Below are 10872 nucleotides of genomic sequence, written 5' to 3'. Positions count from 1 at the left end.
GTCGGGCAGGACTCCCAGCACCGGGCCGCCCGGCAGTTCACGGATGCTGTGGCTGCCGTCGTCGCGTGCGTACAGCAGCGGCACATGGCCGGCGCTGGCTCCGGTGACTCGTCCGTTGCCCGGGTCGATGTACAGCATGGTGCAGCTGGCGAATCGTGCCGCCTGCATGGTGAGGAGCAACTCGTTGGTGCGCATCAGCACGGATGTGGGATCGGGTGCGTGGGCGGCGATCGCGCGCATGGAGGCGCGTACCTGTCCCATGGCCGCGGCGGCGTCCACATCGTGTCCTTGGGCGTCACCGATCTCCAGGGCGACGGCGCCGTCGGGCGTGACGAAGGCGTCGTACCAGTCTCCGCCGATGTCGAGCCCGTCTCGGCTGGGGCGGTAGCGGGCGGCGACCTCCAGTCCTGGCAGGTGCTCGGGCAGCGTGGGGAGCATGGTCTGCTGGAGCGCCGTGGCCAGCTCGATTCGTGCCTCTTGCAACCTGACGCGCTTGAGTGCTTGGCCTGCAAGGTCGGCAAGAGTGCACATGAGGGCCCGCTCATCCGGAGAGGACCGGTGCTCGCTGTCGTAGGTCACCAACCAGGCCCCGAGCGGCTGATCGCCGCCCGGACTGAGGGAAGTGATCGAGATAGCGCAACCGGAGTCGAGCTGGTCGAAGTACGGCACCATGGCCCCGTGCGGCCAGCGGCGGATGTAGTCTTCCTGGTTGCGAATGAACTGCGGCTCGCCGGTGCGGATCACGTAGGGCGGCGGGCTGGGGGCATCCAGTGGCAGGCCGTGCATGGCGGCCACCGGTAGCGGGATCCCGGCATCGGAGCAGACGCACAGGCGGCCTTCTGTGACGAGCGCCAAGGCGGCGCCGCTGCCACCGAAGGTCGCGGCGAGCCGGGTTAGCACGACCTGCTGTATTTCTTGCTCTGTCACTGCGGTCATCAAGGCGGACGAGAAGGCGGCGATCTCGTCGGCGCGCTGACGCTCAGCACTCAGCGCGACCAATGCTCTACGTCGGCGTGCTTCCCACTTGGTGTCGTCACGGATCACTCCGAAGACCTGCTCGGGGCCCCCATACCCTAGAAGGACACGACGGGCCTGGCAGACCAGGAGAAGCCAGCCATCGCACTCGGTGAAGAATCGAACCTGATCCAGGGGGACCGGGCGACCATCGAAGGCACGAGCCGTCGCAGAGCCCGGCGGTCATCGGGGTGGACTCGCCGCACCACCTCGGACAACGAGAGGAAGGCCTTTGGGAACAGCGCTGCCAAGGAAGGTGCGCCACCGAGCCATTCCAGCTCGCGCTCCTGGGGTGAATAGATGCACAAGCCGAGATTCGCAGCCTTGGCCGCCAGACGGAACGGGATCAACAGGCCGCCCCGGTCGTTTCCCGCTTCCAGCGAGTGCATCCACACCAGCGGCTCGTCACCTTCGGGGTCGTTCACATGTCGCGCCTCGACAAGACAGACGACCGATGCTGTCTCCGGGCCGAGGAACTCCAGCACCCGCATCGCGCCGTGTCCGTCGTGGCGGCGTGAGCCACGAGACTCTCGACCGAAGTCAGTTGGCTTGCGGGTAACAGATCACCGAAGCCATGCCCCAGACACTGCTCCACCGACCTGCCCAGTGCCCTGGCCATCGCAGTATTGAGGCTGAGGACGGCTCCGTCCAGGGCCACGAGAGCCGACGGGGTGGGCCTTTGCAGGAGTTCGTCTGAGGCGTCCATCTGCGGCTCCCTGACGTATACCAAAACAGCCTTTTCAATGATATTCGGGATTCCTTCGCAATGACTGTGTCTGACCGGCTGCGCTGAGTGACGATGGCAGGGAACCCGCTGGAAACGGTGGGCAGCGGCTTGTGAAGAGGAGTGCGACCGGCTGTTCAGCCGTGTCACCCGGCTTCGCCTCACGCAGTCCCGCAATCCGTCACAGGGAGGCGCGAGCCGACTACGCACCTTCGTGCCTGCACGCCAGCAAGCGCGTCGCGTGGCCGCATGAGACGCGGGTCCGTGGTGCGGCCAGACGCACCTGCCAGGCAAACCGTGTGAGAACACCCGACTGGGCATGGCTCCGGCGCACTACGCTCGCCGGTCGGCGCATCACTGGCCGCACGGCCTGAAGCCGGCGTGCGGACCGGTTCCGCTCCTGTCCCTCGCCTTCGCGCGCAGGAGAACGAGAGGCCAAGCACGTAGGCCCGGCGCTGACCCCGTGCACTCAGCGTCTACCAAGGGTCTATAGGCCTTCCGCAGGGCAACTCGACGGTGGAAGCTGGCAGCGCCCCATTGACGCTCGCAAGGAGGACACCCCGTGGTGCTTGGGTTGCCCGATACGGTACGAGCCTGTCTCTTCGACCTCGATGGCGTCATCACCGATACCGCCGCCGTCCATGCTGCGACCTGGAAAGAGACGTTTGACGCGCTTCTCCAGGAGCATGAGGGCGCTGGTTTCCGCCCCTTCACCGTAGAAACGGACTACCGCAAGCTCGTTGACGGGCGACCGAGGGCCGACGGTGTGCGGGCTTTCCTCACTTCGCGCGGCATCGAACTGCCCGATGGCGCCCCCGACGCCCCTATGGGGTTGGACACGGTGCATGGCCTGGGACGTTGGAAGAGCGCCCTGTTCGAGGCCAGGATCCGCAGTGAAGGCGTCACCGTTTGCCAGGACACCATGGCCTACCTCGCAGCAGCCCGCGACCGAGGGCTGCTTACCGCAGTCGTCACCTCCAGCGCCAACTGCCGCGAAGTCTTGAGGTCCGCGGGCGCGGAGACTCTCTTCGACGCGTGGATCGACGGCCTCGTAGCCGCGAAGCGGGGGTTGCGGGGAAAACCCTACCCGGACACGTTCCTGGCTGCGGCTCGAGACTTGGGCCAGCGCCCGTCCGAATGCGCGGTCTTCGAGGATGCACTGGCAGGCATGGACGCCGGGAGGTCGGGACACTTCGGCTGGGTAGTCGGCATCGACAGGGTGAGCCAGGCCAGCGCGCTATACGCCCACGGTGCCGACACAGTCGTTGCAGACCTTGCGACCCTCATCGACACCGCGGACAGGCGGCCCCTGCTGTGATCGACCAATACCCCTACGTGTGCCGAGAGCAACATGAACCTCCATGCCAGATGGGTTGACGGGTGACGCCGAGGGGGCTGCGCATCGCACCCGGCGCGCGGGGGTGTCCTCAGCCTGGCCATGAAGGCGGGGCGAGGTGACTGTCCACGCCACTCAGACACCGACACCGCTGTCCATGCCGCGCTCAGGGTTGCTGGCCAAAGAGGCGACCCTCCCTTCCTCTTGGTTCAGAAGCGTCCTTTAAGGCCGGACCTGACAGCGGCAGAGGATTGTGCAGGCAGGCCTCACCGGAGGGCTCCCACAGGATCTGACACAGCAAGACGGCCCAGGCAGCCACCAATTGGAGGCAAGGCTGCGCAGGCGGCCTCGTTCGCAGTGCGACCGAAGACAGGGCCCGCGCCCGCCCGTTGACCGCGCATAGACGAGCCGTAGATCGGCTGTTGGTTAGCTGGAGTGCAGCAGGCAGCAAGGGAAGAGACAACCCGGAAGCGACGCCGGCCCACGAGCCGGGCAATTACCCGGACACACGGAGGCGCAACGAATGGCGGCTGAGAGCCAGGGCGAGAAGCCGGCAGCCGAGGCCTCAATTGTCCCTCAGGCAGTGCTGGAGACATCGGAACCTGCTGCGACATTCCTCCTCGCTACCCTGGATGACGGAGGAGGGGAGCAGGCCCGTCAGCTGCTCGTTAAGCTTCCCTCACTGGTTCGCGCCGTCCTTTCGCGGGCTTCAGGTAGTCGCCTCACCTGTGTCGCCGGGATTGGGTCCGACGCTTGGGACCGCCTGTTCGCCGGTCAGCGCCCCGTCCAGTTGCACCCCTTCCGTGAGATCGCCGGAGACGGGCGGCGGGCCGTCGCCACTCCTGCCGACCTCCTCTTCCACATCCGGGCGACGAGCAGCGACCTCTGCTTCGAACTGGCTGTCGAAATCGTCAGCCGCCTGAAGGGCGCCGCCACGGTCGTTGACGAAGTCGTCGGGTTCAAGTACTTCGGCGAACTGGACCTCCTGGGTTTCGCTGACGGCACGGAAAACCCAACAGGGCAGGCGGCCTCCACATCGGTCCTCGTCGGGGACGAGGACCGATGCTTCGCGGGCGGCGCTTATGTCGTGGTCCAGAAGTACCTGCACGACCTCGACAGCTGGAACGCACTGCCCGTGGAGCAACAGCAGAGGATCATCGGCCGCACGAAGGCAACCAACATCGAACTGGACGACGCCACCCAGGAGCCCGACTCCCACGTGGCTCTCAACAAGGTCCTCCGATCAGACGGTTCCGAACAGCAGATCCTCCGCTTCAACATGCCTTTCGGTAGTGCCGCGAAAAACGAGTACGGCACGTATTTCATCGGGTACACACGCGCGCCGTCGGTCATCGAGCAGATGCTGCGCAACATGTTCCTCGGCACCGCCACCGCCAGCCACGACAGAATCCTGGACTTCTCCCAAGCCGTCACCGGAGCACTCTTCTTCGTCCCTAGCCAAACCTTTCTTGACAACTACCTCAGCCGGGCTGCTCCCAGTCCTCCAACCACGCCGCCCGCCCACGGCGGAACCGAGCACGGTTCTCTCGGCATCGGCAGCCTCGGAAGGGGCCCTTCCATATGAACAACCTGCACCGCCAGCTCGCCCCCATGTCAGATGCAGCGTGGGCCGATCTTGAGGCCGAGGCCCGCCGGACATTCAAGGCGCATGTCGCCGGCCGGCGCCTCGTGGACGTTCCCGAAGCTGGTGGAGTCGAGCTAGCTGCAGTCGCCACCGGCCACAGCGAGCCCGTCAGCACACCAGATGAGACGGTGCACGCCAGACTGAGGACCTCCAAACCGCTTGTTGAGCTGCGGGTGCCCTTCAGCTTGAGTCGCCAGCAGATCGACGACGTCGAGAGAGGTGCACGGGACGCCGACTGGCAGCCCGTGAAGGACGCAGCCAGGCGCATCGCCTTCGCTGAGGACCACATAATCTTCGAAGGACTCTCAGGAGCAGGGATCGAGGGACTGCGTAGCAGCTCGCCCTATGCACCCCTGGCATTGCCAGTCGATGCGCGCGAGTACCCCGAAGCGGTCGCAAGAGCAGTCTCCACGCTCAGGCTCTCCGGCGTCGAAGGCCCATACGCGCTCGCGCTCAGCGCGAGCGCGTACGAGGCTGTGAGCGAGACGTCCGACCACGGCCATCCCGTCCGAACGCATATCGCACGCCTGCTGGAGGGGGACATTATCTGGGCGCCCGCCACCGCCGGTGCCTTCCTCGTGACGACCCGAGGAGGCGACTTCACCCTCCGCCTTGGACAAGACCTCTCGATCGGTTACCTCTCCCACGACACCGAGTCGGTCCAGCTCTACTTCCAGGAGACGCTCACCTTCCTCGTGCACACCGCTGAGGCGGCCGTCCCGCTCGCTGGCAAGTGAAGGACTCCAGAGCCAGGTCGAACACGGTTAGCGAGGAGCCCCGCAGACTGCGGCCGGCACCGGCTCCGAGCTGACGGTCCTCAGGCCTGAGAGGTCGACTTATGGCCATCAAGATCTACAACACACTGGCAAGACAGAAAGAAGCGTTCGCTCCGATGAGCGACGGGGTTGTGAAGATGTTCGTCTGTGGGCCGACCGTCTACGGCCCAAGCCACGTCGGCCACGCCAAGACGTACACGCAGTTCGACTTCATCGCGCGGTACTTCCGCAGAGCCGGCTACTCCGTCACTTACGTCCAGAACATCACCGACATCGACGACAAAATCATTCGCCGTGCGGGCGAGATCGGAGTCGAGCCCCACGAGCTGGCGGCAGAGTTCGAGGCGCGCCACCTCGCGGACATGGCTGCGCTGCACAACGACAACGTCGACAGGTACGCACGCGCACACGATCATATAGACGGCATCGTCGCGCAGGTGCAGGAGCTGATCCGGCGTGGCCACGCGTACGAAGTCCACGGCAGCTGGTACTTCGACCTTGCCACGTTCCCTGCATACGGGAAGCTTTCCAGGCGGCGGGCCGCACAAGGAGATGCTTCCGTGTCGCGGATCGACGAGGACGCCGGCAAGAGGAACCCGGGCGACTTTGCCCTGTGGAAGGCACGAAAGCCGGGAGAGCCGTTCTGGACAACCGCCCTCGGCCAGGGCCGCCCCGGCTGGCACATCGAGGACACTGCCATCACGGAAGCGCTTTTCGGTCCTCAGCACGATGTCCACGGAGGCGCAGAGGACCTGATGTTTCCCCACCACGAGGCCGAGATCGCACAGATGGAGGCAGGGTCTGGCAAGTCCCCGCTCGCCCGGTACTGGATGCACACCGGGCTGCTTCGCGCTGGTGGGGCGAAGATGTCGAAGAGCACGGGCAACACCCAGTCCATCCAGCAGGCGTTGAGGGACAACAGCTACCGCACGCTGCGGTACGCATTCCTAAGCCAGCACTACCGCTCACCGATGGAGCTCAGCGAAGCGGCCCTCAGCAACGCCCGAGGCGCTCGCATGCGAGTTGAGAACTTCTACCGTGCCGTCGACCCGTGCCGCAGAGACAGCAAGATAAGCGTCACACTGGCAGAAGAGGCCAAGAACCGTATCTACAACAGGCTCGACGACGACTTCGATACGCCAGGTGCTCTCGCAGCCCTGTTCGGCTTCATCCGCGATCAGAACCGCAGCAAAGAGGTGCCCGGGCCCGCGGCGCAGGAGCTCATCGAAGGCGTTGAGGAGCTTTTCGACACCTTCGCGCTCGTCGACAAGCCGCGCGGCAACGAGGCAGAGATAGGCAGGTTGTTGGAAAGACGTCAGCAGTTGAGGCAGGAGCAGAGGTATGCCGAGGCGGACGCTCTCAGAGATGTGCTGCGGGAGCTTGGGGTGGTCGTCGAGGATGGGCCTCAGGCCACGCGGTGGCGGAGGACGTGACCCGCAAGCCTGATGCGTCGGCCTGCAGGTGTCGGTGAGGGATGCGGTCGCCAGGATAGGGTCCGTCCGCCGGACGGACCGTCGGAGGTACCTCATCGCACTACCCAGGCTGCTTTTGAGTAGATGCCGCTCTTGGCGACCTGTACGTGCACATGGCGTCCCATGAGCGTCTACGCATCACTGCCGGCTCTGCCCTCGATGCAGGCTTGTGGGACCGTGTGCTGCAGGTAGCGACCTGCTGACGACGGAGAGTGAGCAGAGAATCTACCTCTCGGGCACTCTGAACCGGACGGATCCAAGGATTGGCCCGTTGACCGGGTACCGGGAAGTTGTGCGACAGACGTGGCGGCCGCCCGATGCCGGTGCCGGAACCCTACCGAGCGAGGAACCCTACAAGGCGCTCGGTGAGGCTTACCTGGCTCTGATCGCAAGCCGCAGCAGTCTCATTTTGCGGCAGGGAGTGCACCGTGACAGACCGCCGACCTGCGGTGCCGGATTGCCTCCCGTAGGCGACGATGAGCTCGTTGCTCCTCGCGGCGACGGAGCAAGTTCGGAGTGGCCTTCGAATCGCGCGACCGCGCAGCCACCCTCCAGCAGCTCTGGGACAAGATCAACCCGCGTATCCTCCGAACTCCGCGTGGCTCGACGGTGTCAGTAGGCAGGCGGTAACCCTGAGACGTCGCGTTCGACTGAACGCTGACCTTCGAGATCTGCCGTAGCTCCCTGGCCCCCCAGGCAGAGATCGATAGGAACGCGCGGTCAACGTCGCGGGGGAGTAGGCCGTTTCCTTCGGATCACCTCGCTGACCAGATGAAGATGGCGGCGAGGTGTAGTCCGGCGAGGTAGATGGTGGTGGTCTTGTCGTAGCGAGTGGCCAGGCCACGCCATTGCTTGAGTTTGTTGATGCACCGCTCAGCAGTGTTCCGCTGCTTGTAGGCGTCGCGATCGAAGGCCGGCGGGCGGCCGCCGCGACTGCCCAGGCGCTTGCGGTTGGTGACCTGGTCCGCGGGTTCCGGGATGACTGCCCGGAACCCGCGCCGCTGCAGGTGAGAGCGGATCGCGCGGGACGAGTAGGCCGTGTCGGCAAGGACCGCATCCGGAGTGATCCTGGGGCGGCCGATGCGCCGGGGCACTCGTAGTCGGGTCATGACCTGGCCGAATGCGGGTGCGTCACCGGCCTGGCCTGGCGTGAGGACGAAGGCGGGCGGTCGGCAGCGGCCGTCGGCGGCGAGGTGAATCTTGGTGGTCAGTCGGCCGCGGGAACGTCTGAGGGCATGGTCGACTGGCTCGCCTACTGGGGCCCCTTTTGGCGGGCCCCGGCGGCGTGCTGGTGAGCGCGGACGATCGTGGAGTCGACCGAGACGACCCAGTCGAGGTTGCCTTCGGTGTCCGCTTGGGCGAGGAGGGCGGTGAAGACCTTTTCCCAGGTGCCGTCCGTGGCCCACTTCCGCAGCCGGTTGTGGGCGCCCTTCCACGTCCCGAAGTGCTCGGGCAGGTCCATCCACGGGGTCCCGGTGCGGTACTTGAACGCGATCGCGTCGATCACCTGCCGGTGATCTCGCCACCGGCCGCCCCGCTTCGGCATCCGGTCAGGCAACAACGGCTCTATGCGGGTCCACTGGGCGTCAGTCAACGACACACATCAACCAACGATCCGATGATCCGAAGGCGACGATCTAATCGCCCGAGAAGGCAATCCGGAGCTCTCGGTCGGTACGACACCGCTGGCCCCAGGCCAGTAGCGTCGTCACGACCTCGTGCTCGCCAATACCCAGAGGCGCGAGGTCCAGAGCTTCCAACTCCGGCACCATCTGGTCTACTGCCTCACCACGCAGGGTGGTGTCCCCGTACGGCTCGATGCGGGCCAGGCCGGGAACCTGGTGCCGACCGAGCCGTTCAACGGCCATGAAGAACTCATCGTTGTCATCGACCAACCGCTCCAGCACCCCTGCTGGAGGCCGGGCCCAGGCTTTCGCCCGGTCCGAGACACAGAGCCCCCTCGACGCAGCTCGACTACTAGCGTCATTTCTGCCCCTCCGCTCCGGTGCACGCCTCGCATCACGCAGCACAGGCCGATTCTCCCTGATCCGAAGGAAACGCCCTAGCACCCGCGGGCTGCCTACGATCACTTTGGGCCGCGGGTATCGCTCAGACCATTAATCCTTTTCCACTTGTTGTCTCCTAGCACCGCGTCGTGCGATTGGACGCCTTCTAGCGAGTACACCGGGGTGCAGAAGTCAAGCGCAAGCTGTCCGGAACGGAGTCCACGGCTAAACATGCCGGAGGTTTGCCTCCGAGGTAAATGGACTTTATGGTCCAGTATAGACTTCGCTGGTCCCTATGAGGGTAACCTTGCCAACGTGGCAGGACAGGTGCGTGATAACGGCGATTCCCGGCTGACCGAGCGAGGTCGGGCGACTCGTGAGCGCATCCTGAGAGCTGCTGCGGACATGATGCACGTCAGAGGCGTCGCTCTCACGACTCTTGACGATGTCAGGACGGCCAGCGGAACGAGTAAGTCGCAGCTGTACCGCCACTACCCCGACAAGGACGCGCTGGTGCGGGACGTTGTCGCATTGCAGGCTGCGGAAGTACTCGAAGCCCAGCACCGACACTTGCAGCGACTCGACTCTTTCCGCGGACTGGAGCGCTGGCGTGACGTGCTTGTCGAGCGCAGCGCCCTACGCAATGGGGCCTACGGCTGCCCGCTCGGCTCCCTGGCCAGCGAGCTGGCCGATCAGGACGAAGAGGCACGCAAGGCGATGGCCCGGCACTTCGCGACTTGGGAAGCCCTCCTCGAAGCGGGGTTCGCAAGAATGAGGGACTCGGGGGTCCTCCGCGCAGACGTCGATGCCGGTTGGCTCGCCACCGGCCTCATGGCCGCGCTGCAGGGTGGGTATCTTCTTGCCCAAACTGCACAGAACGTCAAGCCAATGCGCATCGCCCTCGACATGGCAATCGCCCACGTTAAGACGTACGCGCCCCCCGCCGCCAATGCGGCGCCGGAGGCTGGTTCCAGCACGCGCTAGGGGCACTACGGAATGTCCGTAGAACCTTTTGTTCGTTGGCCTGCTCATTGTTGCTGTCATGAACGGGTCAATGAATTGTTGACGGAGACTGGGCCATTGCGGCTCATTCGTGGATGGGCCGTCCGGTACGGGACCGCCGCCATGTCCTCAATGGGATTCTGTGGAAGGCGGGTTGGCGAGATCTGCCTGAGCGGTCTGGCATGTGAACGCCAGCATGTGAGCGCTCCTGTCGCTGGTCTGCAGACGGAACATGGGAGCAGTTCCTGGCTCGCAGGCAGCGGCACTGGGGCGCCGTCCACAACCTCCCCGGACAGAACAACTAGGCGGTGGTATGTATCGACTCGACCACGGTGCAAGCTCATCCGTGGTGTGGCTGGAAGTCCGAAAAGGCGGCTCTGGGCGGGCGAGGGGGTCGGCCGGGACCTAGGCGGGTTGAAGGCGAAGACTTCATCTCCTGCGATGGACCGGGTCGGCCGCTGCCCTTCAGCCTCACCGCGGGCAACGTGAACGACTTCACCTAGTTCGAACCTGTCATAGCTGGTATGCGCATCACCTGCAGCAGGCCCGGTCAGCCTCGCATCATACTGGACCTGTTGGTCCTGATCAAGGAGTGAGATCCGTGCGCCTCGAGCTACCCAAGGGCGCTAACGGCGAGGTTACAGGCGTTGAAGTTCCCGCAAAGAGTGGGCTCCCTGACATGGAACGGGACTATCTAGTCCGGAAAATTTGAGCGTCCTGAGGTACGTTTGGGGTAAGTGGTCCCCCCGCGGGACAGTCAGGCAACCCACTCTCACAAGGCCTCAGGGCGGTAGGAGCCATGCGCGCAGGCATCCAGTTCTCGGTCCTCGGCCCGGTTCGACTGCTGAGGCAGGGGGTGGAGGAGGTGGCGGGGCAGCCGAGGCAGTGTGCGGTTCT

The 10872-nt window shown here is 65.0% G+C and carries 10 protein-coding genes; 5 read left to right on the top strand and 5 right to left on the bottom strand.

Translation table 11 applies throughout. The features are described from left to right. The 3 genes from ADL25_RS03630 to ADL25_RS52080 all read right to left on the bottom strand — a co-directional run. Nucleotides 1-1044: PP2C family protein-serine/threonine phosphatase (locus tag ADL25_RS03630; protein ID WP_159044871.1), on the bottom strand; the 1044-nt coding region annotated here is incomplete at its 3' end. A 29-nt stretch (nucleotides 1045-1073) separates the two neighbouring features. Beyond that, nucleotides 1074-1505 carry a hypothetical protein gene (locus ADL25_RS03625; protein ID WP_059126146.1) on the bottom strand — a complete coding sequence of 144 codons (432 nt, stop codon included), beginning with the start codon at nucleotides 1503-1505 and terminating at the stop codon, nucleotides 1074-1076. Next, on the bottom strand, nucleotides 1436-1720 hold the full coding sequence (locus tag ADL25_RS52080) for a PAS domain-containing protein (protein ID WP_159044870.1): 285 nt from the start codon (nucleotides 1718-1720) through the stop codon (nucleotides 1436-1438). Before ADL25_RS52080 ends, ADL25_RS03625 begins: the two co-directional genes overlap by 70 nt. A gap of 580 nt (nucleotides 1721-2300) precedes the next feature. On the opposite strand from ADL25_RS52080, the gene ADL25_RS03620 reads away from it, so the two are divergent. From ADL25_RS03620 to cysS, 4 genes are all read left to right on the top strand, one after another. Next, entirely contained in the window at nucleotides 2301-3056 is a 756-nt protein-coding gene (locus ADL25_RS03620) for an HAD family hydrolase (protein WP_059126145.1), read from the top strand. A gap of 541 nt (nucleotides 3057-3597) precedes the next feature. Next, complete coding sequence (locus tag ADL25_RS03615; protein WP_059126144.1) at nucleotides 3598-4659, top strand: Dyp-type peroxidase; 1062 nt, start codon at nucleotides 3598-3600, stop codon at nucleotides 4657-4659. Next, nucleotides 4656-5456, top strand: a complete 801-nt coding sequence (locus ADL25_RS03610) for a family 1 encapsulin nanocompartment shell protein (RefSeq protein WP_059126143.1) — start codon at nucleotides 4656-4658, stop codon at nucleotides 5454-5456. The genes ADL25_RS03615 and ADL25_RS03610 overlap by 4 nt, the downstream gene beginning before the upstream one ends. 101 nt (nucleotides 5457-5557) lie before the next feature. Beyond that, complete coding sequence (gene cysS, locus ADL25_RS03605; protein ID WP_059126142.1) at nucleotides 5558-6928, top strand: cysteine--tRNA ligase; 1371 nt, start codon at nucleotides 5558-5560, stop codon at nucleotides 6926-6928. Nucleotides 6929-7722: 794 nt separating this feature from the next. Here cysS and ADL25_RS45625 read toward each other — a convergent pair. After that, nucleotides 7723-8567 (bottom strand): IS5 family transposase gene (locus tag ADL25_RS45625; protein WP_199839092.1). Its coding sequence is split into 2 segments (ribosomal slippage): nucleotides 7723-8237 and nucleotides 8237-8567, totalling 846 coding nucleotides; the frame shifts between segments, so codons are not numbered across the junction. 37 nt (nucleotides 8568-8604) lie between these two features. Next, nucleotides 8605-8862, bottom strand: coding sequence for a hypothetical protein (locus ADL25_RS03590; protein WP_159044869.1), 258 nt, complete (start codon nucleotides 8860-8862; stop codon nucleotides 8605-8607). A gap of 426 nt (nucleotides 8863-9288) precedes the next feature. Between ADL25_RS03590 and ADL25_RS03585 the strand changes: the two genes are divergently transcribed. Then, the gene (locus ADL25_RS03585) at nucleotides 9289-9957 is read left to right on the top strand and encodes a TetR/AcrR family transcriptional regulator (protein ID WP_059126139.1); all 669 of its coding nucleotides are present in this window, start codon (nucleotides 9289-9291) and stop codon (nucleotides 9955-9957) included. Nucleotides 9958-10872 lie beyond the last annotated feature (915 nt).

This window comes from Streptomyces sp. NRRL F-5122, assembly GCF_001507435.1.
GTDB lineage: Bacteria > Actinomycetota > Actinomycetes > Streptomycetales > Streptomycetaceae > Streptomyces > Streptomyces lannensis.
This window is presented reverse-complemented; position numbering and strand designations above follow the sequence as displayed.